Origin of the sequence: Hoyosella sp. YIM 151337 (genome assembly GCF_026041215.1) — a bacterium.
Taxonomy (GTDB): Bacteria; Actinomycetota; Actinomycetes; order Mycobacteriales; family Mycobacteriaceae; genus Hoyosella.
In genome coordinates, this window is the sequence record NZ_JAPEIQ010000039.1 from 20,247 (window position 1) to 42,083 (window position 21,837).

At 63.2% G+C, this 21,837-nt stretch carries 23 protein-coding genes; 15 read left to right on the plus strand and 8 right to left on the minus strand.

The window, feature by feature from the left end:
- The first annotated feature begins 37 nt into the window (after positions 1-37).
- The 7 genes from ONR57_RS18240 (at position 38) to proB (ending at position 8,089) form a co-directional block, all read left to right on the plus strand.
- The gene (locus ONR57_RS18240) at positions 38-385 is read left to right on the plus strand and encodes a DUF4233 domain-containing protein (protein WP_265125490.1); all 348 of its coding nucleotides are present in this window, start codon (positions 38-40) and stop codon (positions 383-385) included.
- 75 nt (positions 386-460) lie between these two features.
- Complete coding sequence (gene ndk / locus ONR57_RS18245) at positions 461-877, plus strand: nucleoside-diphosphate kinase (protein WP_265124954.1); 417 nt, start codon at positions 461-463, stop codon at positions 875-877.
- Between the two features lie 434 nt (positions 878-1,311).
- Entirely contained in the window at positions 1,312-4,503 is a 3,192-nt protein-coding gene (locus ONR57_RS18250) for a translation initiation factor IF-2 N-terminal domain-containing protein (protein ID WP_265124955.1), read from the plus strand.
- A 206-nt stretch (positions 4,504-4,709) separates the two neighbouring features.
- Entirely contained in the window at positions 4,710-5,018 is a 309-nt protein-coding gene (rplU, locus tag ONR57_RS18255; RefSeq protein WP_265124956.1) for a 50S ribosomal protein L21, read from the plus strand.
- Between the two features lie 84 nt (positions 5,019-5,102).
- Positions 5,103-5,363, plus strand: a complete 261-nt coding sequence (gene rpmA / locus ONR57_RS18260; protein ID WP_265124957.1) for a 50S ribosomal protein L27 — start codon at positions 5,103-5,105, stop codon at positions 5,361-5,363.
- 141 nt (positions 5,364-5,504) lie between these two features.
- The gene (gene obgE / locus ONR57_RS18265; protein ID WP_265124958.1) at positions 5,505-6,992 is read left to right on the plus strand and encodes a GTPase ObgE; all 1,488 of its coding nucleotides are present in this window, start codon (positions 5,505-5,507) and stop codon (positions 6,990-6,992) included.
- Positions 6,989-8,089, plus strand: a complete 1,101-nt coding sequence (proB, locus tag ONR57_RS18270; RefSeq protein WP_265124959.1) for a glutamate 5-kinase — start codon at positions 6,989-6,991, stop codon at positions 8,087-8,089. Before obgE ends, proB begins: the two co-directional genes overlap by 4 nt.
- An 8-nt stretch (positions 8,090-8,097) precedes the next feature.
- Here the strand turns inward: proB and ONR57_RS18275 are convergent, their stop codons facing one another.
- From ONR57_RS18275 to ONR57_RS18310, 8 genes are all read right to left on the minus strand, one after another.
- Positions 8,098-8,505, minus strand: coding sequence for an arsenate reductase ArsC (locus ONR57_RS18275; RefSeq protein WP_265124960.1), 408 nt, complete (start codon positions 8,503-8,505; stop codon positions 8,098-8,100).
- Positions 8,498-9,613, minus strand: a complete 1,116-nt coding sequence (gene arsB, locus ONR57_RS18280; protein ID WP_265124961.1) for an ACR3 family arsenite efflux transporter — start codon at positions 9,611-9,613, stop codon at positions 8,498-8,500. Before arsB ends, ONR57_RS18275 begins: the two co-directional genes overlap by 8 nt.
- 24 nt (positions 9,614-9,637) lie before the next feature.
- A complete protein-coding gene (locus ONR57_RS18285) occupies positions 9,638-9,991 on the minus strand; it encodes a helix-turn-helix transcriptional regulator (protein WP_265124962.1) in 354 nt (117 codons plus the stop codon).
- Between the two features lie 52 nt (positions 9,992-10,043).
- The gene (locus ONR57_RS18290; RefSeq protein WP_265125491.1) at positions 10,044-10,844 is read right to left on the minus strand and encodes an NAD-dependent protein deacetylase; all 801 of its coding nucleotides are present in this window, start codon (positions 10,842-10,844) and stop codon (positions 10,044-10,046) included.
- 259 nt (positions 10,845-11,103) lie between these two features.
- Entirely contained in the window at positions 11,104-11,499 is a 396-nt protein-coding gene (locus ONR57_RS18295; protein WP_265124963.1) for an ectoine synthase, read from the minus strand.
- Positions 11,500-11,659: 160 nt separating this feature from the next.
- The gene (gene ectB, locus ONR57_RS18300) at positions 11,660-12,967 is read right to left on the minus strand and encodes a diaminobutyrate--2-oxoglutarate transaminase (protein WP_265124964.1); all 1,308 of its coding nucleotides are present in this window, start codon (positions 12,965-12,967) and stop codon (positions 11,660-11,662) included.
- A gap of 75 nt (positions 12,968-13,042) precedes the next feature.
- A complete protein-coding gene (gene ectA / locus ONR57_RS18305) occupies positions 13,043-13,564 on the minus strand; it encodes a diaminobutyrate acetyltransferase (protein ID WP_265124965.1) in 522 nt (173 codons plus the stop codon).
- Positions 13,565-13,710: 146 nt separating this feature from the next.
- The gene (locus tag ONR57_RS18310) at positions 13,711-14,577 is read right to left on the minus strand and encodes a ribokinase (protein ID WP_265124966.1); all 867 of its coding nucleotides are present in this window, start codon (positions 14,575-14,577) and stop codon (positions 13,711-13,713) included.
- A gap of 59 nt (positions 14,578-14,636) precedes the next feature.
- On the opposite strand from ONR57_RS18310, the gene ONR57_RS18315 reads away from it, so the two are divergent.
- Genes ONR57_RS18315 through ONR57_RS18350 form a run of 8 tightly spaced genes read left to right on the plus strand, consistent with a single transcriptional unit; the run spans position 14,637 to position 21,805 of the window.
- Complete coding sequence (locus ONR57_RS18315) at positions 14,637-15,938, plus strand: glutamate-5-semialdehyde dehydrogenase (protein WP_265124967.1); 1,302 nt, start codon at positions 14,637-14,639, stop codon at positions 15,936-15,938.
- A gap of 50 nt (positions 15,939-15,988) precedes the next feature.
- The gene (locus ONR57_RS18320) at positions 15,989-16,870 is read left to right on the plus strand and encodes a MoxR family ATPase (protein ID WP_265124968.1); all 882 of its coding nucleotides are present in this window, start codon (positions 15,989-15,991) and stop codon (positions 16,868-16,870) included.
- 7 nt (positions 16,871-16,877) lie between these two features.
- A complete protein-coding gene (locus tag ONR57_RS18325; protein WP_265124969.1) occupies positions 16,878-18,332 on the plus strand; it encodes a VWA domain-containing protein in 1,455 nt (484 codons plus the stop codon).
- Positions 18,333-18,349: 17 nt separating this feature from the next.
- A complete protein-coding gene (gene nadD, locus ONR57_RS18330; RefSeq protein WP_265124970.1) occupies positions 18,350-19,090 on the plus strand; it encodes a nicotinate-nucleotide adenylyltransferase in 741 nt (246 codons plus the stop codon).
- Positions 19,087-19,512, plus strand: a complete 426-nt coding sequence (gene rsfS, locus ONR57_RS18335) for a ribosome silencing factor (RefSeq protein ID WP_265124971.1) — start codon at positions 19,087-19,089, stop codon at positions 19,510-19,512. The genes nadD and rsfS overlap by 4 nt, the downstream gene beginning before the upstream one ends.
- A 10-nt stretch (positions 19,513-19,522) precedes the next feature.
- Positions 19,523-20,200, plus strand: a complete 678-nt coding sequence (locus ONR57_RS18340) for a histidine phosphatase family protein (RefSeq protein ID WP_265124972.1) — start codon at positions 19,523-19,525, stop codon at positions 20,198-20,200.
- On the plus strand, positions 20,190-20,963 hold the full coding sequence (gene octT / locus ONR57_RS18345) for a diglucosylglycerate octanoyltransferase (RefSeq protein WP_265124973.1): 774 nt from the start codon (positions 20,190-20,192) through the stop codon (positions 20,961-20,963). The genes ONR57_RS18340 and octT overlap by 11 nt, the downstream gene beginning before the upstream one ends.
- Complete coding sequence (locus ONR57_RS18350) at positions 20,963-21,805, plus strand: DegV family protein (RefSeq protein ID WP_265124974.1); 843 nt, start codon at positions 20,963-20,965, stop codon at positions 21,803-21,805. The genes octT and ONR57_RS18350 overlap by 1 nt, the downstream gene beginning before the upstream one ends.
- Positions 21,806-21,837 lie beyond the last annotated feature (32 nt).

The following is a 21,837-nucleotide window of genomic DNA, read 5'->3' on the forward strand; positions in this document are numbered from 1 at the left end:
GCCAGCCAAGGACCCGTGGAAGGGGCTGCGCGGTGTGATGGCTGGGACGCTCGTGCTGCAGGCCATCGTTGTGCTCCTTGCCGTTCCCGTTGTGTGGCGGGTCGGTGACGGTATCACCTGGTTCTCAGGGACGTACGTCATCGGCCTAGCGGTACTGATGATTCTCGGCGCAGGTCTGCAAGGTCGGCCATGGGCGCTCAAATACGATCTGACACTGCAAGTGATGATGATCGGTACGTTTATCGTCAGCGTGGCGCTCGGCATCCTCGGGCTGATCTTCGCCGCGGTCTGGGGCTACATCCTTTATCTGCGGAAAGATCTGCGCCAGCGCATTGAGGCGGGTCTGTTGCCCAGTCAGCAGACCCGGGGCGAACAGCAACCTTAATGGTGTACGGCAGTCCCGCACGCCGAAACTGGGACCGCTGAATGATCCGTTCGGTCTTGCAGATACGCTATGCGGGTGAGTGAGCGTACTTTAGTTTTGATCAAGCCTGACGGAGTGGCGCGTGGCCTCGTTGGGGAAGTCATCGCCCGCATCGAGCGGCGCGGTCTCAAGCTGGCTGCGCTGGAGCTGAAGAACGTCCCCGGCGATCTCGCTGCGCAGCACTACGCCGAACATGAAGGCAAACCGTTCTACCAGTCGCTGCTGGACTTCATCACATCAGGGCCGCTGGTGGCCGCTGTCGTCGAAGGCCCGCGCGCCATTGCCGCCTTCCGGCAGATCGCCGGCGGCACAGATCCCGTCGAAAAAGCTGCGCCAGGATCGGTCCGCGGGGATTTCGCTCTTGAAGTTCAGGAGAACATCGTGCACGGATCGGACTCACCAGAGTCGGCAGAGCGCGAAATTGCTCTGTGGTTCCCGGCTCTCACCTCATAAAACCCCAGCTTAACCATAGTGCTCCGCGGTGCGGCGGGAGACCGCCGCACCGCGGAGTTGCTTATCTGGCCAGGACCTGTTGCGGAGTGTGGGATAGTAGAGGGGTAGCAACGCTGTACCGGGCGCTGATACTGACGAATAACGAAACGTCAGGGCTCGAACGAATGGGTGCACGTTGCTGCTGGACTCTTACAGCGAGTTCAGCTGGGATGTGATCGCGGCGTTGAGCGCGGCGGCGATGAGTCGCGACGCGCAGATGGCGGAAGCAGGCACCCCGGTGGATTGGCTGGGGAGCCCATGGCGGTGCACTGTCTGTCCCGACAGCCGGTGGACCGTCGTACAGACCGGACAACTATCTCGTGCCAAACGGGCGCGAGCACACTTACGCCCCTGCGTGGCCGCGATAATCGCGCCCGGGGGCCCGAGGAGAATACGTGGCCGATCAAGAGCCGCTTTACAACGCAACCGAAAACACCGAAAACACTGCGGGGGACCGGCAAGATCACGCCGCCACCAGTGAGGACGCTCGACCAGTGTTTCCTGCGAAAGTGCGTGTACACGCATTAGCGAAGCAACTCGGGCAGACGAGCAAACAGCTGCTGTCCGCGCTGAAAGAACGCGGACTTGAGCTGCGCAGCGCGCAGTCGACGGTTGAACGCAGTGTCGCCGAAGCCGTATGGGACGCCACCAAGGGTGGATCGGCGGTAGCGGAGAAACCCTCCGCTGGGGAACAACTCGCCACTCCTGCTGTGGAAACGCCGGAGTTGACCGCGCCGGCACAGCCGGCCCCTGAAGCCGAACCCGCCCTGTTCTCGGCAGCGACTCCTGCGAAACCGTCGCAGGAGGCTGATCGTTCCGCCGCAGCCGACGTGGGTCCGCCGCTGTTCCTGCCTCCACCCTCGCCAGCAGAGGGTGACGAGGATGCGGAGCGTGGCCGCCGCCGCAAGCGGACACGCAAACCAAAAGCCGAGGCAGACGCTGAGCCTGAGAAGGCAGACAAGCCTGAGAAGCCCGAGAAGGCCGAGAAGAAGACCCCAGAGCCTCCAGCCGACACGCCTGCGGAGACGGAGACTGCGAAACCAGATTCATCCGCCGCCGACGACGAGTCTGATGAGGGTGACGATGACGGCGGCAAAAAGGGCCGCCGCCGTCGCCGGGGTCGCCGCGGCCGTGGCCGCGGCAAAGGCGAGGCTGTCGGTGGTGAGAAGGACAGTAGCGACAGCGACGAGGCGGCCGACACCACTGCCGCTGGGGACATCGCCCCTGCGGCAGTGAAGGATGTCGAGGAGTCTGGCCCGAAAGCGTCGGCACAAGTGCAAGCTCAGGACACTGATGAAGCCGATAACGCTGAAGGTGACGAGCGAGAAACTAGCGAAGCCGACGACGACGAGGACGGCGGGGGGTCCTCACGCCGGCGTCGGCGTCGCCGTCGGCGCAGAGGCGGAGCCGATGAGGAGGAAGGCGCCGAGCCCTCACCTGACGATCCGCCAAACACGGTCATTCACGAGCGGGAGCCGCGCAACAAGTCCCGCAAGGACGAGGTGCAGGGCATCTCTGGCTCAACACGCCTAGAAGCGAAGCGCCAGCGCCGCAAGGACGGACGTGACGCGGTGCGGCGCCGGCCGCCGATCCTGACGGAAGCGGAGTTCCTCGCGCGGCGTGAGTCCGTTGACCGGGTCATGGTGGTCCGCGAGAAGACCGCGGACAGCCAGCCTGGGACCACGACGCAGATCGCGGTGCTCGAAGATGGGATGCTCGTCGAGCACTTCGTGACGAGCGCGTCGTCCGGATCAATCGTGGGCAACGTGTACCTCGGGCGGGTCCAGAACGTTCTGCCGAGCATGGAAGCAGCGTTCGTTGACATTGGCCGTGGCCGCAACGGAGTTTTGTACGCCGGTGAGGTGAACTGGGACGCTGCTGGGCTTGGCGGCAACTCACGCAAAATCGAGCAGGCGCTCAAGCCTGGTGATCAGGTGCTTGTGCAGGTCAGCAAAGACCCCGTCGGTCATAAAGGTGCGAGGCTTACCACGCAGATCTCGCTCGCCGGACGGTTCTTGGTCTACGTGCCCGATGGCACGTCCACCGGGATCAGCCGCAAGTTGCCTGACAACGAGCGTAAACGGCTCAAAGATATCTTGCGCGAAATCGTGCCGGCCGACGCTGGAGTGATCATTCGCACCGCGTCCGAAGGAGTGTCCGCAGAGGAACTCGGTCGCGATATCGAGCGTCTGCGGGCGCTCTGGGCGTCGATCGATGAGCAGGCCCAAGCGGAAAAGGGCAACGCGCCGAAGACTCTGTACGAAGAGCCCGACCTGCTGGTCAAGGTCGTGCGCGACTTGTTCAACGAGGACTTCTCGCGGCTTGTCGTGCAAGGTGATCGCGTGTGGAGCACCGTGGAAGGCTACGTGCGCAAGGTAGCGGCGGATATGCTTCCCCGCGTCGAGCACCATGAATCCGGCCAGGATGTCTTCGAGACATTCCGGATTGACGAACAGATCGTGAAAGCGCTCGACCGCAAGGTGTGGTTGCCTTCCGGCGGCACGCTGGTCATCGACCGCACCGAGGCGATGACGGTCATTGACGTCAACACTGGGAAGTTCACCGGCTCTGGCGGCAACCTCGAAGAAACTGTTACGCGCAACAACCTGGAAGCGGCCGAAGAGATCGTCCGCCAGCTGCGGTTGCGTGACATCGGCGGGATGGTTGTGATCGACTTTATTGACATGGTCCTCGAGTCGAATCGTGATCTCGTCTTGCGGCGTCTTACGGAAGCGCTGAGCCGGGACCGCACCAGGCATCAAGTCTCCGAAGTCACGTCACTGGGGCTCGTGCAGATGACACGCAAACGCATCGGAACAGGGCTCGTCGAGGCATTCTCCACGCCTTGTGAGCATTGCCACGGGCGCGGGATCCTGGTTCATGAGGAGCCTGTTGACACCCAGGTCTCAGGTGATGGGAAGAGCGGCCTGCCGCCGAGTGGCAGGCGCGCCCGCCGGTCGAAGGTCAAGCAAGAACCCGCACCGGCCGTGGCGCACGCGTCCCCTGAGGAGCTCAAAGCCCAGGCCCAGAGTCACAGTAAGCATCCGATGATTCTGGCGATGGCGGGCGGCGATCATGAGAAGGATGCTGCCGATGTAGCCGTAGCTGAGGTCGCGACAGCGGTTGAGGTGGCGCAGACCGTGGGTGCGGCTGAAACATCCGCGCCGCAACCGCTCAGTCATGAGACCGCTGTCGCTGCACAGGTTTCCGATGAACCGGAATCTGGCACCGGCGCGGCGCAGCCCCCTGTACCGCCCGCCGCAGCTGAGGCTAGTGAGGCATCTGACTCGCCGGAAGCAGCTGAGTCAACCGGGGCGGGAACACCGGGCCGACGCCGGCGTGTCATCCGCAGTGCCGCGCCAGCGCAATCTGGAGACCGGCCGGCCCCGACTGAGGCGGTTTTCTCACTACCAGTGAGCAACACGGTGGGTGCAGACGGAAGCGAGACTCCGCAACCGGAGATAGCTGCGGTAAGTGCCGAGGTTGCGGCTGGGCCGGTGACGCGCCGGAGGCGCGCGGCCGCGCGTCCTGCGGGCCCCCCGGTTGATGCGGGGCATGATGAGGTTAGTGAGCACACGCCAGCTTGAGGGCTCAGTTTGACCCCGATGGCTGCTGTCCACTAACCTTGGCAAGTCGCTGCCCAGCGACGTTCCTTCAAGCTGCCGTCCTTGTGAGAGGCGCTGGCTGCCGCGGTATTACCGCGCGGGAATCGCTGGGTGGCAAACAAAGAGACCAGTCGCTCCGCCACTAGCGGCGCGAGTAGCAAGTTCGATGAAGCAAGGGGTAGCCCTCCATGTACGCGATCGTCAAAGCCGGCGGCAAGCAGTACAAGGTTGCTGTTGGTGACCTCGTGAAGGTCGAGAAGATCGAGGGTGCTCCGGGCACTGCTGTTGAGCTTCCTGTCGCCCTCGTTGTGAATGGCGCAGATGTGACCTCAGATGCCGCGGCACTAGCTAAGGCATCGGTCACGGGTGAGGTTGTCGAGCACACCAAAGGCCCGAAAATCCGCATCCATAAGTTCAAGAACAAGACCGGGTACCACAAGCGTCAGGGCCACCGGCAGAAGCTGACTGTCCTGAAGGTCACTGGCATCAACGCGTGACGTACGCGAAACCACCGGTTTCAGTAAGTCAAATTTAGCGCTTAAGGCTGGCTTAGGCTCAGGGCCTTCGAGGAGGATCAGGAAATGGCACATAAGAAGGGTGCATCGAGTTCTCGTAACGGGCGTGATTCAAACGCCAAGCGGCTCGGTGTCAAGCGATACGGCGGCCAGCTGGTAAGTGCGGGCGAGATCCTCGTCCGTCAGCGCGGCACGCACTTCCACCCTGGCGTGAACGTTGGACGTGGCGGCGACGACACGCTGTTTGCGCTGGCAGCAGGCTCGGTGCAGTTCGGCGCCAAGCGTGGTCGCAAGACCGTCAACATCGTCCCAGCTGAAGCTGTCTGATACACGGGTTCAGCTCAGCGGGACAATTGCAGTAACGCTCTCGACAAGGGGCGGGCCCGGGCCAAGATGCTCGCAGGCCCGCCCCTTGTGGTTTTCACGGGTTACCAGTCCGGGTGCCCGGCACAGACGAGGAGGAAAGCGGTGGCTCGATTCGTCGACCGCGTCGTCCTGCACGTACAGGCAGGCAACGGTGGGCACGGCTGCTCGTCTGTACACCGGGAAAAATTCAAACCGCTTGGCGGGCCGGATGGTGGCAACGGGGGGCGTGGCGGAAACGTCGTCCTCATCGTTGATCCGCAGGTTCACACACTGCTCGACTTTCACTTCCGGCCGCACGCCACCGCGTCAAACGGACGGCCCGGCATGGGCAGCAACCGCAATGGTGCTGACGGCGACGACCTGATCCTGAAGGTTCCAGACGGCACCGTTGTCTTGAGTGCCGACGGCGAACAACTCGCCGATATGGTCGGTGAGGGCACCGAGTTTGTCGTCGCACAAGGTGGCCGGGGCGGTCTCGGCAACGCGGCACTCGTCTCGAAAGCCCGTCGCGCTCCCGGTTTCGCGCTGCTCGGTGAACCAGGTGACGGCGGAGACATTGTCCTCGAACTCAAGTCGGTCGCTGACGTCGGGCTTGTCGGGTTCCCGTCGGCAGGCAAGTCATCGCTGGTCTCGGTGCTATCCGCCGCGAAACCGAAGATCGCGGACTATCCCTTCACCACCCTGGTTCCTAACCTCGGAGTGGTCGAAGCGGGGGAGACGACGTTTACGGTCGCGGACGTCCCCGGTCTCATCCCTGGCGCTAGCGAAGGAAAAGGCCTCGGGCTGGATTTCCTACGTCACCTGGAACGGTGCGCGGTGCTTGCCCACGTTGTCGATTGCGCAACATTGGACCCGGCACGTGACCCGATCTCCGACGTCGATGCGCTGGAAGCTGAACTTGCCGCCTACACGCCCGCTCTCGACGCCGACACGGGTCTCGGTGAACTCGCGTCGCGGCCGCGCATCGTTGTACTCAACAAGGCTGACGTCCCTGAAGCACGTGAACTCGCGGAGTTTGTCAAGCCAGAGTTTGAGAAACGCGGATGGCCGGTCTACGTGATCTCCGCGGTGGCTCGCAGTGGACTGCGTGAGTTGACGTTCGCGCTGGCGAAAATGGTTGAGGACTATCGCGCGGCGTACCCAAAGACCGCTCGTCGCAGGCCAGTCATCCGGCCGGTGCAGGCGGAAGCAAGCGATTTCACAGTGCGCCCCGACCCGGCTGTGCCCGGCGGGTTTATTGTCCGGGGGACCAAGCCGGAGCGGTGGATCCGTCAGACCCAATTCGACAACGACGAGGCCGTGGGCTTCCTCGCGGACCGTCTTTACCGGCTAGGGGTGGAAGACGAGTTGCTCCGCCTTGGCGCGGAACCGGGGGCGGCGGTCACCATAGGTGGTGTCACCTTCGATTGGGAGCCGCAGACCCCAGCCGGTACCCCTGCCGTGCTCAGCGGGCGCGGCACCGACGCGCGGCTTGAACAGACGGATCGGGTGGGTGCAAAAGAACGGAAGCACGCAAGTCGCGTCCGCCGCGGCCTAGAAGGCCCAGTTGGTGATGATGCGAGCTTTGAGGGGGAGGATCACCGGCGATGAGTGTTCGGGGTTCGATTGCGAATGCCCGCAGTGTCGTCGTCAAGATTGGCTCGTCCGCAATCACCACCCTTGAAGGGGGGCTCGAACTCGACCGGCTAAACGCGCTGGTTGACGCGTGTGAATCGAGGATGCGGGCGGGGTCAGACGTGGTCGTTGTGTCCTCTGGTGCAGTCGGTGCAGGGTTGTCGCCGCTGCGGCTGCGTAAGCGCCCGCAAGACCTCGCGACCAAGCAGGCGGCCGCGAGTGTTGGGCAGCTGGCGATGGCACAGGCATGGTCGACGTCGTTCGCGCGGTATGGCCGGGTCGTGGGGCAGGTTCTGCTGACGGCGGATGACATCGCGCGGCGTGCGCAGCACAGAAATGCGCAGCGCACTCTTGAGCGGTTACGTGCTTTGCGGGCGGTGGCTGTAGTCAACGAAAACGACACTGTTGCGACGACGGAACTGCGCTTCGGTGATAATGATCGGCTTGCAGCGCTGGTCGCACACCTGGTGGGTGCTGACGCGCTGGTGTTGCTCTCGGACGTCGCCGGACTGTATGACGGGGATCCGCGCCGCGGCGGCGCGCGCCTCATCCCCGAAGTGGCCGGCCCGGAGGACCTCGACGGCGTGGTTGCAGGCAGCGGCGGTGCGCTGGGGACTGGGGGCATGGCCTCGAAGTTGTCGGCCGCGCGACTGGCCGCGGACTCCGGCGTACCTGTCCTCCTAGCGGCAGCGGCCGAGGCGGACGCGGCACTCGCGGATGCCTCGGTGGGCACCGTGTTCGCAGCCCGGCCCGAACGAATGTCTGCCCGTAAGTTCTGGGTGCGGCACGCCGCGGACACAAACGGCGCGTTAGCGCTCGACGATGGCGCGGTCGCGGCAGTAGTGGGGAAACGGCGCTCGCTGCTCGCTGCGGGGATTACCCGGATCGAAGGCAGATTTTACGGCGGCGACGTTGTGGATCTTCTCGATAACAGCGGCGCGAAGATCGCCCGCGGCGTCGTCGCCTACGACTCCGCGGAACTGAATGGGATGCTGGGCCGCTCAACTTCGGAGCTGCCGCCAGAATGGCGGCGCCCGGTAATCCACGCGGATGATCTGGTGGCGCACCGCTAGGGCGACTGTCAGCGTGTGGGCGCGAGTTCGGCGATGAGGCTTTCGACCCGTCGCCGGATGTCATCGCGGATTGGACGCACCGCGTCGACGCCCTGGCCGGCCGGGTCGTCGAGGCGCCAATCACGATAGCTCTTCCCTGGGAACACGGGACACGCGTCGCCGCAGCCCATCGTGATGATGACATCTGACATTGCGACAGCGTCAGCGGTCAGCACTTTCGGCTGCTGGGCCGTGATGTCGATACCCTCCTCGGCCATCACGCTGACAGCGGCCGGGTTGATGCTCTCTGCGGGTGCGCTGCCTGCCGAGCGGACCTCAATTGTGTCGCCCGCAAGGTGCCGCAGATACCCCGCGGCCATCTGGGAGCGGCCCGCATTGTGTACACACACGAAGAGAACTGACGGTTTGTCAGGCATGGCGGCCTTTCTGGGTCGGAGTTTGTGTTTGTGTCGACGCAGACCAAAAACGCTTGCGAAGCCACAGGGAGACGTACACCAGCGCGACGAGGACAGGCACTTCGATGAGCGGTCCCACCACACCGGCGAGGGCTTGTCCGGATGTCACACCAAACGTGGCGATGGCGACGGCAATCGCCAGCTCGAAATTGTTCCCTGCCGCAGTGAAAGCGAGGGTCGTCGTGCGTTCGTAGCTAAGGCCAATCAGCGTGCCAAACACGTACCCGCCGAACCACATCACTGTGAAGTAAATAAGTAGCGGCACGGCAATCCGGACGACGTCCAGCGGATTAGACATGATTTGGTCGCCTTGCAGGGCGAAGAGCAGAACGATGGTGAAGAGGAGCCCGTAGAGCGCCCACGGGCCGATGACGGGGAGCAGCTTGGCCTCGTACCACTCACGGCCGCGGGCACGCTCGCCGAGCCTGCGCGTGAGATAGCCCGCGAGCAGCGGCAGGCCAAGGAAAATCAATACTGACCGCGCGATGTCCCACGGCGATGCATCGATTGACGATTGCTCGAACCCAAGCCAGCCCGGTAGCACAGCGAGATAAAACCAGCCGAGCACCGCAAACATGAAGACCTGGAACACTGAGTTGAGCGCCACTAGCACAGCGGCGGCTTCCCGATCGCCACCCGCCAGATCGTTCCAGATGATTACCATTGCGATGCAACGCGCGAGACCCACGATGATGAGACCGGTGCGGTATTCCGGAAGGTCAGCGAGGAACATCCAGGCAAGCGCGAACATGATCGCGGGACCGATGACCCAGTTCAGGACGATAGAACTGATGAGAAGGCGCCGATCGCCGGTCACGGCGTCGAGCCGGTCGTAACGGACCTTCGCGAGCACGGGGTACATCATGACGAGCAGACCAAGCGCGATAGGCAGCGATATGCCATCGATCTTGATGCCGTCGAGTGTTTCGCCGACGCCAGGTACGAAGCGACCGAGCAGCAGGCCTGTGGCCATCGCCAGGCCAATCCACAGGGGGAGAAAGCGGTCGAGTGTCGAGAGGTGAACTGTGGGCGTGCGCGCCACAGACGTGCCGGTTACGGGGGAACTCACAGCTGTCCTTCTGGTCGGAGCGTGTCAGCAGCAGGATGGATCGGGTGACTCTGAGCGAGCAATGTCCCCGCTGGGGCCGAGCAGCACCTCCAAGAGCGGCGCTGCCTGTTGCGGAATCCAGTAGTAGACCCACGTGCCGCTGCGTTCGCACAAGAGCAGTCCGGCATCTCGCAAGATCTTGAGGTGATGTGAAATTGTCGGCTGGGAAAGTTCGAAGTGGGGAGTGATGTCGCAGACGCAGGTGCGCCCACGCAGATCACCGGCAACCAGACTGACGATGCGAAGCCGCACCGGGTCGCTGAGTGCTTTGAGTATCCGTGCTCGGCGAGCAGCGTCCTCTGCGCTCAGCGAAGTTATTTGACCAGGCTGGATTGGCATGCGTCTATATTGACGAACATCGAATCAAGCCGCAAGTGGAGGAACATGGCGGTCAGGAAAGGGTGGCTGCGAGCTGTGTCAAAGCTGCGCTGCACCCGGCTTCGGCTTTGAGAGCGCACATGCCGTCGCCGCGCGTGCTGCCACGATTCACGATAACGACGGGTTTGTGGTGCTTGACGGCATGCCGGACGAACCGCAGACCCGACATCACAGTCAGCGACGATCCTGCAACCAAGAGCGCAGTCGCATCATCAACAACCTCGTACGCCGCGGCGACCCGGTTTTTCGGAACAGACTCTCCGAAGAAAACAATGTCCGGCTTCAGCACACCACCGCAACGCGCACAGTCCGCTACACGGAACCGCCCTACGTCGTGCACCTCCGCGTCCGCGTCCGGTGCCACCTCGAGCCCATCGATAGCACTACTCGCGCCGAAGTCTGGGTTGAGCTCCGTCAGCCGGGCTGCCAGCGCAGTGCGATCGGTCCGCTCGCCGCAATCCATGCAGACAACGCGGCGATACGTTCCGTGCAGATCGATGACGCTGCGGTGCCCCGCTTTCGAATGCAGGAGGTCAACATTCTGGGTAATCAGGCCGGTAACCGATCCGCACCGTTCGAGTTCCGCGAGTGCGCGATGTCCCGGATTGGGGGAGCGGGAGTGCAAAAACCGCCAGCCTACGTGATTGCGCGCCCAGTAGCGTTGCCGGTTTGCCGGGCTGCCGGTGAACTGCTGATACGTCATTGGCTTACGGGGCGGCGCATCGGGGCCCCGATAATCGGGCACCCCGGAATCCGTTGAAAGCCCCGCCCCGGTCAGCACCGCGACGCGCTGTCCAGCGAGCAACTCGATCATGCGAACCAGATCAGCCCGCCCGAGAACGTCCCCTGATCGCCGTGACGGGGCTGCGGTGATCGCGGGACTCGGGACACTCACGTCACCAGCGTACCGACGCAAAAGCGCGGGGCAACCTTCCCTTGCTGCCCCGCGCTCTTACCGTTCTATCAGTCGTGGCGTACCCTTCCGGGCATCCCGTCTGACGATTTCTAGTTTCGTTACCGTTGCGTTCGGCTTTGGTAGCCGCGCTGTGTCCGCCCCGCGGACTGGCGGACACTCAGTCGAGTTCGATAAGCGGGTAAACGCCGTTCTCGTCATGGACCTCGCGACCGGTCACCGGTGGGTTGAAGACGCAGAGCATCCGCATCTGCTCTTCGACCTCGATGCGGTGCTTCTCATTCTTGTCCAGCAGGTACATCGAACCCGGGACAAGGTTGTAAACCTGCCCGGTTTCAAGGTCGGTGAGCTTGCCGCGTCCCTCGACCAGCCACACGGCCTCGACGTGGTTCTGGTAGTGGAACTCGTTGACCGTACCGGCCTTGATGGTGGTTTCGTGGAACGAAAACCCCACGCGATCGTCCGCGAGCACGATGCGTTTGCTGCGCCAGTTCCCGTTTTCAGAAGTGATGTCTCGTTCGGTATCCGTGATCTCTTCAGTCGTGCGCACGATCATCTGGCGCTGCCTTTCTCGTGTGGAGTTATTCAGTATGACTACGGTATGGACGTTGCCTGGCACGCGAGCGGGCACATTTCTGCTCGCACGATGGTGCGTAAACGAGGTGACGCGCCCCGGGGGAAGACCTTCATCATCCCGGGGCGCGTCCAGTGGAGTGTTAGCTCAGCACCTTTTCAGTGGCGTCTGCGAGGATGTCGAGGCCATGGTCGAGTTCGTCGTCGGTGATCGTCAGCGGCGGAAGCAGCTTCACGACCTCGTCCGACGGACCGGACGTCTCCGCAAGCAGGCCATTCGCGAAAGCGAGTTCGCAGGCCTTCGGGGCAAGTTCCGCGTTATCGAAAACAAGGCCCTGCACCATGCCGCGGCCACGGCCGTGCACGCCGTCGAACTTCTTCGCGAGTGCATCGAAGCGCTCGGCGATCTTCTGGCCCTTGCGTACGGTGTCCAGTTCCAGCGCATTGTTACCCCAGAAGGTATCGAGCGCGACCTTGGAGGTGACGAACGCCGGGTTATTTCCACGGAAGGTGCCGTTGTGCTCGCCGGGCGACCAGATGTCGAGTTCGGGCTTGAAAAGCGTCAGCGCCATCGGAAGTCCGTAGCCGCTGATCGACTTCGAGATCGTCACGATGTCGGGGGTGATGCCCGCGATTTCGAACGAGAAGAATGGCCCCGTGCGTCCACAGCCCATTTGAACGTCATCGACGATCAGGAGGATGTCGCGGCGGGCGCACAACTCAGCGAGGGCGCGTAGCCACTCCGGCCGAGCGACATTGACGCCGCCTTCGCCCTGAACGGTTTCGACAATCACGGCGGCTGGGCGATTCAGTCCACTGCCAGAATCGTCGAGGACTCGTTCGAACCACTGGAAGTCCTCGGTGACTCCGCCGAAGTAGTTGTCGTACGGCATGGGCGTCGCGTGGACGAGTGGGATGCCCGCCCCGGCGCGCTTCATCGAGTTACCGGTCACCGAGAGGGCGCCGAGCGTCATTCCGTGGAAGGCGTTTGTGAAGTTGATGATCGCTTCACGACCGGTGGCCTTGCGGGCGAGCTTAAGGGCGGCCTCGACGGCGTTGGTTCCGGTCGGCCCAGGGAACTGCACCTTGTAATCGAGAGCACGGGGAGTCAGGATGACGTCTTCGAAGGTCTCCAGGAACTCTTTCTTTGCGACCGTCGCCATGTCCAGGCCGTGCGTGATGCCGTCCCGGCTGATGTAGTCGACGAGCGCTTCTTTGAGAACGGGGTTGTTGTGCCCGTAGTTGAGCGACCCCGCACCCGCAAAGAAATCAAGGTATTTGCGTCCACTTGTGTCTGTGATCCATGCACCCTTCGCGGTGTCGAACGTGGTCGGCCACCCGCGGCAGTAGCCCCGGACCTCGGACTCGCGCGTTTCGATGACGCTCGGGATACCGGGCCCGGTGCCGGGCTTCTCTGCCTTTTCGTCGATGGGCAAATCAGCGATGGTCATGTGAGGTACTCCTCTGCGTAAAGTTTTCAGACGCGATTAAATACCCGAGGCAAGCCGGGTTTAGTCCTGTCAGAATCAGCGCGGTTCGAATTCGCCGATGCGGTATAGATCCTCCGGTTCATGGCTGTCCGGGAAGAGATCTGGCGGGAACAAATCGCTGCGTGTAATTGTCGTGTTGCGCGTGCGCGCCAGTGAACTGAACATTGCGATCGAAGCTTTGTTATCAGGACTGACTGTAGTTTCCAGGTGGGTTGCCCGGCGGACTGGAGGTTGATCGAGCAGCCAGTCGAGCATCCCGTGGGCGATCTTCAGCCCGCGATACTCACGGTCGACCGCAACCTGCCACACGAATAACGTGAGCGGGTCTTGCGGACGGAAAAAACCGGTGATGAATCCTGCTACGCGACCATCAACTTCAGCGACGACGGATGTCTCGCGAAAGTCGCGGCACCAGAGCACATACGCGTAGCTGGAATTCACGTCGAGGACTTGAGAATCGCGGGCAATCTCCCACAGCCGGGCCCCATCCTTGGGTTCCGGGAAGCGGAATCGCACCGCACTGCGGGCGGTGTTTGGGCGTTCTGCTGTCGAATTCATCGGTAACTCGACATTAACAAGCACCATTAGCGATGTCAGGTTGCGCGAGGGATTCGGACATTAGATGAAGGTCGTATCCCCTGGTTAACCAAGGTGTGTGACCATTATCACATTGCGATCAGCTAGGCACGGTGGTATCTGAGAGGCTAGCCGTCAAGCTCGCTCTCAAGAACTTTTTCAGCTACCTCCCCATAAGTCGGACTGTACGCTCCCGTTCGCGTTGCTGCGAGTGCCCCGGCGACACATCCCCAGTGAACTGCGCTCGCTGCCCCGGTGTGCCAGAGCGCCGCGCATGCGCCCGCGAACGCATCACCGGCACCCGTCGTATCAACCGCCGCCACACTGAGGGCGGCCACACGTAACGACTCACCGCCGGTGCTCCTTAGCCATGCGCCCGCTGCGCCCCGCGTCACGATGAGGTGCCGTACCCGGGCCGCTGAACTGCCTAGTTGCTGGTGTTCGACCTCGTTGGCGATCAGTGCGTCACAGCGGCTGAGCAACGATTTGCTGAGAGGCTGAAAAGGCGACGGATTGAGTATCACCGTCACTCCCGCGCGGTGGGCTACCGCAGCGGCCTCCTCGACGACGCTGATCGGCAGTTCAAGTTGCATGAGCAGCAGATCACAGTCGCGGATGCGGGCCAGGTCGGGCGCTGAGAGGCGTTCGACCGCGGAATTGGCACCCGGAATAACCACAATTGAGTTTTCACCGTCCGAGCCAACCGTGATAGACGCCAGTCCGCTCGGCCCGTCGATTGTGCGCAATTCTGAGACTCCGACGCCAGCCCCGGCGAAACGCTCTCGCAGAACAGCAGCGGCCGGATCATTGCCGACCGCACCGATGAACCACACCTGCGCACCCATGCGCGCGGCAGCGACCGCCTGGTTCGCGCCCTTGCCGCCGGGCATCTCTGTGCGCGATTCACCAAGAACTGTTTCACCCGGTGCGGGCAACCGTGTGGCACGCACAACAACGTCCATATTGACGCTTCCGAGAACCGCGATCCGGCTCATGCGACCAGCATCTCATTCGGCTGTTCGGTCTCGTGGCACAACCCGCTACCCTGGTGGTCATGACTATCGGGTCGACAGGGTCCACCTTGGAAACTCCGGCAACGGCGTCAGGCGCCGACGCGGATCTCCGGCAGAGCGTGCATGATGCCGCGCGCCGCGCTCGTGTTGCGTCACGCGTGCTTGCGCAGCTCACGGCCGACGAGAAGAACCGCGCCCTGCATGCGGCAGCTGACGCGGTACTTGCCGGTGCGCCGGAGATACTCATCGCGAACGAGGAGGACATCGAGCGTGCCCGTGCCATGGGTACTGCCGACAGCCTGCTGGACCGGCTCCGCCTCACCCAGGCCCGGATAGAAGGTATCGCCTCGGGGCTCCGTCAGGTGGCTGGCCTCGCAGACCCTGTAGGCGAGATAGTGCGGGGGTCGACGCTGCCCAATGGGCTAGAGCTCGTGCAGAAGCGCGTGCCCCTGGGCGTTGTCGGCATCGTCTACGAGGCGCGGCCCAACGTTACTGTCGACGCGTTCGGGCTCGCGCTGAAGTCGGGCAACGCGGTGCTTCTGCGCGGTTCGGGGTCGGCGGCGCAATCCAACGCGACCCTCGTGGACATCCTTCGCGCGTCGCTGCGGGAATCCGGGCTGCCAGCGGACGCGGTGCAGCTGCTGCCGAGTGCTGACCGCGCGTCGGTCACCCATTTGATACAGGCGCGGGGACTTGTCGACGTGGTGATTCCGCGCGGCGGTGCGGGCTTGATCAACGCGGTGGTTCGCGACGCGACCGTACCGACCATTGAAACGGGCGTCGGCAATTGCCATGTCTATGTGCATGCTGCGGCCGATCTGGACAAGGCTGAGGAAATCGTCGTCAACTCGAAGGTCCGGCGGCCTAGTGTTTGCAACACCGCAGAGACGCTGCTGATCGACGAAGCTATCGCCGCCACGGCTGTGCCGCGCCTCGTGCGCGCACTGGAGCAGCACTCCGTAACGCTGCACGGGGACCTTCCTGGAATGGTGCCCGCGACCGAAACCGACTGGGCGGAAGAATACTTGAGCCTGGATATCGCAGTAAAGGTCGTTGGCGGGATCGACGAAGCTATCGCCCACATCGACGAGTGGGGGACTAGCCACACCGAAGCAATCGTCACCCAGGACCTTTCCGCGGCGCGCGAGTTTACTGAGCGAGTAGATGCGGCAGCGGTCATGGTGAACGCATCTACCGCCTTTACCGATGGCGAGCAGTTTGGGTTCGGTGCGGAGATTGGCATCTCGACGCAGAAGCTGCACGCTCGCGGCCCGATGGCGCTGCCGGAATTGACGTCCACAAAGTGGATCGTGTGGGGCAAGGGCCATACACGTCCCGCGTGAGCCCGCGGCGCGTCCGATGACGCAGTCGGCGCGCTGAGAGAGGATTCGTGTTGGATCGATCAATAGCCGAGACGCAGCCGATTTTCGCGAGTCCCGCGGACGTTATCGAGCGGCTTGCGGAGACGGGTTACCTCGCTGACACCGCAACCGCGACAGCGGTCTTCCTGGCCGATCGGCTCGGGAAGCCGCTGCTTATCGAGGGGCCAGCGGGAGTTGGAAAGACAGAGCTTTCCCGGGCGGTCGCAACGGCGGCTGGTGCCGCACTTGTCCGTCTGCAGTGCTATGAAGGTGTCGACGAGGCTCGCGCGCTGTACGAATGGAATCACGCGAAACAGATCCTGCGCATCCAGGCTGCGCACGAAAACAGCTGGGAAGAGACGCGGGATGACGTCTTCTCGGAAGAGTTTCTGCTGTCGCGGCCGCTTCTGACCGCGATCCGGCGTGATAAACCGACGGTGTTGCTCATCGATGAGACGGACAAAGCCGATATCGAGTTCGAGGGCCTCCTTTTGGAGGTGCTCAGCGATTTCGCGGTCACAGTGCCCGAGCTGGGCACAATCGAAGCAAAGCGGCGGCCATTCGTCGTCCTGACATCCAACGCCACTCGCGAACTATCCGAAGCGCTGAAACGCCGCTGCTTATTCCTGCACATGGATTACCCCGACCCCGAGCGGGAACGGCGCATCCTCGCCGCGCGGGTGCCGGAACTGCCCGAGGCCTTCGCCGAGCAGCTAGTCCGCGTCATCTCTGTGCTCCGCGGAATGCACCTCAAAAAGGCACCTTCTGTCGCCGAAACCATCGACTGGGGCCGCACGCTGCTCGCTCTTGGCCTCGACACCGTGGACGACGATGCCATCCGGACGACGCTGGGAGTGGTGCTCAAGCACCGCAGCGACCAGCAGCGCGCCGCTGCGGAACTCAGGCTGAACTGAGGTTGTAATGGCGAAACCTCCACAGTACGGGTCCGGTCCGTTCGCGCCTCACGGGCTGCCTGGCCACCTCGCGGGTTTTGTGGAGGCTCTGCGCGCAAAAGGTCTGCCGGTCGGCCCAGCCGAGACGGTCGATGCGGGCCGGGTTTTGACTCACGTCGACTTGGTCGACAGAAACGTGCTGAAAGAAGGTTTGGCTTGCGCGCTGGTGCGCCGCGCCACGCATCGGCCCATCTTCGACGGTATCTTCGACTTGTGGTTTCCCGAGGCGCTCGGTTCGCGCAGCACACGGGATTCAGCGCTGGAAGTTCCCCGCACGCCCGAGGGGGACATCGACATCCCTGCGTTGCGGGGAATGCTCGCTGATCTACTCACCGCAGATACCCCGGAAGCGCGCGACGAGCTGGAAAATGTTGTCTCGATAATTGTCGATGAACTGGGCGCCTACCGATCCGTTGGCGGCGAGTCTTATTCGGCCTACCAGTCGCTGCAGGCGATCTCACCGGAGGCCCTGACGAAGAAACTGCTCGATGGCCTTCTCAGTACACCCGGAGGGCCGGACGAGGAGGGCGGGACGGCACTGCAGCCGTTTCATGAGGAAGTTGCGAAAAGAAATGCCGCCGAACTCGTTTCGCGGCTGCGCAGTGCTGTTGAAAACGAAACGCGGCGGCGGGTAGCGCAGCGTCAGGGGCGGGAGCGGGTGGCATCGTACGCGGTTCCTAAGGTTGCCGAGCAAGTTGATTTTCTCCGGGCGTCGGACGATGACTTGGTAGCGCTTCGCAAAAGTGTTGCACCACTTGCCCGTTTGCTTGCGACTCGGCTCGCGGCGCGGCGCAAACGCTACCGTGCCGGTGCGATCGACATCCGGCGCACCATGCGCAAATCGATGACGACCGGTGGCGTGCCCATCGATCTCGTACTCCATTCGCCTCGGCCGGCGCGCCCAGAACTCGTTGTCCTATGCGATATGTCGGGCTCTGTTGCTGGTTTCAGCAACTTCACGCTGCAACTCGTGCACACGCTGCGGGAACAGTTCTCACGGGTCCGTGTCTTCGCCTTCATCGACACAACCGATGAAGTGACGGAGTTCTTCAACGCTGGCTCAGAACTCGGCGTTTCGGTATCAAGAATGATTCGCGAAGCACGACTCATCACGTACGACGGGCATTCCGACTACGGGCACGCGTTCGGAACATTCGTAGACAATTTTAGCGAAGCGCTCACGGGGCGCTCGTCGTTGCTGGTCCTCGGTGACGGCCGGACGAACTACCGCGACCCAAACCTCGCCGCACTGGCGCAGATGGTGACTCTCGCGAAACATGCACATTGGCTGAATCCGGAACCAGCACGCCAGTGGCCCACTGGGGACTCTGCCGCTGAGGCATACCGGCAGCTGATACCAATGCATGAGTGCCGAACCGCGGAGCACCTCGCGGCGGTCGTTGCGCGACTTCTGCCTGTCTAGCCGTAAGGTTGACGTTTGTGCAGACGCAGCCGGAGGAGCGAAAGCCACGACGCCGCCTCGGTGTGATGGGTGGTACCTTCGACCCTATTCACCACGGACACCTTGTCGCGGCCAGTGAGGTCGCCGACCGGTTCAGCCTCGACGAGGTGGTATTCGTCCCCACCGGCCAGCCGTGGCAGAAGGCGGGCCGGGAAGTCAGCGCTGCTGAAGACCGCTACCTCATGACCGTGATCGCAACCGCCTCGAACCCGCGCTTCTCGGTGAGCCGCGCCGATATCGACCGCGCGGGAATCACGAGAACCGTTGACACACTTCGAGACCTGCGCAAACTCCATCCAGATGCCGACCTCTTTTTCATCACCGGGGCGGACGCGCTCGAAAGCATCCTTTCGTGGCAATCGTGGGAAGAGTTGTTTGACCTCGCTCGCTTCGTTGGCGTCAGCCGGCCCGGGTACGACTTGCACGTTGAGCATTTGTCTGGTCACCTTGATGACTATCCCGACGACACCGTCACCCTAATCGAAATTCCAGCGCTGGCGATTTCGTCGAGTGACTGTCGTGCGCGGGCGCGTGCCGGGCGCCCGGTCTGGTACTTGGTTCCGGACGGTGTCGTGCAGTACATCGCCAAGCGCTCGCTCTACCCTCCGCGCGGCGACGAAGCTGCGTACGTCCTCGCGCCAGGGCAGAATAGGCGGGAACCGAACGACTGGGGCACCGAACGCCCCGGCAACTCACATAACCCAGGAGACGACACGTGACAGCATCCGCTGATGCGACCCAGGCCGCGCGCATTGCCGCTCTCGCCGCTGCAGACAAGAAAGCGAACAATGTCGTGGTGCTCGACGTGTCCGAGCAACTGGTCATCACGGACTGCTTCGTCATCGCATCAGGCTCCAATGAGCGCCAGGTCACCGCAATCGTCGACAACGTCGAAGAGAAGCTTCGCGAGGCGGGCCACAAGCCCGCCCGCCGGGAAGGTGCCCGTGAAGGGCGCTGGGCGCTGCTCGACTATGTCGACGTGGTGGTGCACATCCAGCACGAAGATGAGCGCAACTACTACGGCCTTGAACGGCTCTGGAAAGACTGTCCAGTTGTCGAAGTAGACGGCCTTGAGGTGGCGATGGCACGCGCATCGGAGGATGACAGCTCCACGGCGGGCGAACCGCCCGCGCCGAGCTGAAAGGTAACAAATGACGGCGACACCGCCGCCGCCGACGATCAGGCGGCTCCTTCTCCTCCGGCATGGGCAGACCGTGTACAACGCGGGCAGCCGCATGCAGGGCCAGCTCGACACCGAGCTCTCCGAACTTGGAGTGGAACAAGCAGTGCGGGCGGCTCAGGTGCTCGCACGCTGCAAACCGCTGGCAGTGCTGTCATCGGATCTGCGGCGCGCACACGATACGGCCCTTGCGCTCGGTGCCGAGGCTGGCCTCGACGTCACCATTGACAAACGTTTGCGAGAAACACATCTCGGCGCGTGGCAGGGCCGCACCCACGCCGAAGTCGATACCGAATTCCCAGGCGCTCGCGCGTACTGGCGCGGCGACGCGACATGGGCGCCGCCGGGCGGAGAGAGCCGGGTCGACGTCGCGCAGCGGGCCGCTCCTGTTGTGGACGAGCTGTTGCGTGACGAGCAATATCCGGACTGGTCGACGCGGCCGATCATCCTTGTTGCGCATGGTGGACTGATCGCCGCGCTGACCGCGCAGCTCCTCGACTTGCCGGTTTCACGCTGGCCGATTCTCGGTGGCCTCGGAAACGCGAGCTGGGTGCAGCTGCGCCACTTCAGCACACCCGGCGCTGGGACCGGACAATGGCGGCTTGACGTCTGGAACTCCTCCGCTGAGGTCGCGCCCGATGCTGTCTAATCGCGCGGACACCCTTCTGGTTCTAGCGGACTCGCTAGCGTTTTACGGGCCTGTTGGTGGTTTGCCAGCCGACGATCCCAGGCTGTGGCCGAATATCGTCGCGGCGCAGCTGGGGTTGCGGGCGCATCTGAGCGCACGCGTGGGATGGACGACACGTGATGCCTGGTGGGCGCTGACGCAAGACCCGATGGTGTGGTCTGTAGTTCCGCGTGCACGCGCGGTGGTGATAGCCGTGGGCGGTATGGACTCGCTGCCGTCCCCGGTGCCGACTGCCTTGCGTGAAAGTATGCGGTATGTCCGCCCGCCGGGCCTGCGGCGACTGGTTCGTTCAGGATACCGGCGCCTTCAGCCGGTGCTCGCTCCAGTTGGCTGGCCGATGGCGCTGCCGCCGCGATTGACCGTCGAATATTTGGAACAGATCCGTTCCGCCTTGAGCGCGGTACGGCCCGACTTGCCGATCATCGCCTCGCTGCCGCCATTGCATCACAGCCGCCACTATGGGTATGTGCAGCCAGGTCAGCCGCGCACCTCCCGTGCGATCGCCGATTGGGCGGCACAGCACGCGGTTCCGCTTGTCGACCTCCCCGGTGCCACTATCAGTCACTTGCGAGCGGGTGAGGGCAACCCAGATGGCATTCACTGGAACTTCGACGCGCACCGCCGCGTCGCCGCACACATGCACACCGCTATTGTGTCCGTTGTGGGTGAATTGGCTGCTTGTGTTCCGCAACCGGCCGGGGCGCAGCGAAAGACGGTGCACTAGTGGCAGTAATCGTGGTAACCGACTCGTCGTCCACATTGCCCGCTGAAATCACTGCCGGGTACGGCATTCGCGTCGTTCCGCTGCATATCCTCGCCGACGGCCGGGATTTGCGTGAGGGCGTCGACGAGATTCCGGGGTCAGTGTGGCGTTCTGCGCACGTGTCCACGGCGGGAGCGTCGCCGCAGGAAATGCGGGACGCGTTCGACGAAGCGGTGCGTGCGAGTGGCGGTGACGGCGTGGTAGGGGTCTTTATCTCCCGGCAGCTGTCGTCCACCTGGGACGCGGCACGCCAGGCTGCGGACGAGCGTGTCGGGGTCCGCATCGTCGATTCGGCGGCGGCGGGTCTCGGGCTCGGCTTCGCGGTGCGTGCGGCGGCCATCAAGGCAGCTGAGGGAGCGAGCCTCGACGAGGTCTACAAAACCGCAGTGGACGCAGCTGCGCGAGCCACGTCTTTCGTGTACGTCAACCAGCTAGACAACCTGCGGCGGGGTGGCCGGATCGGCACTGCAGCGGCAGTATTCGGGACGGCACTCGCGATAAAACCGGTGCTGCAGCTTTCCGGAGGCAAGCTTGCGGTGCGCGAGAAGACGCGCACCTCCTCGAAAGCCCTCGCGAGGCTGGTTGACGCCGCGGTCGATGCGGCGTCAACCAGCGGTGACGGTGCGGTATGCGTCGCGGTACAGCATCTCGAGGCCGAAGAACGCGCGCGTGGCATCCTCACGCAAATGAGGGACCGCCTGCCGCAGGTGCACGAAACCCTGATCGGTGACCTCGGCGCGGTTCTGGGGGTTCATCTTGGGCCAGGAGCCCTGAGCATTTCGCTTTTCAGGCACACCGAGTAGGAGTGGCGCGGTCCGCGAGGGGAGTGTGTTGG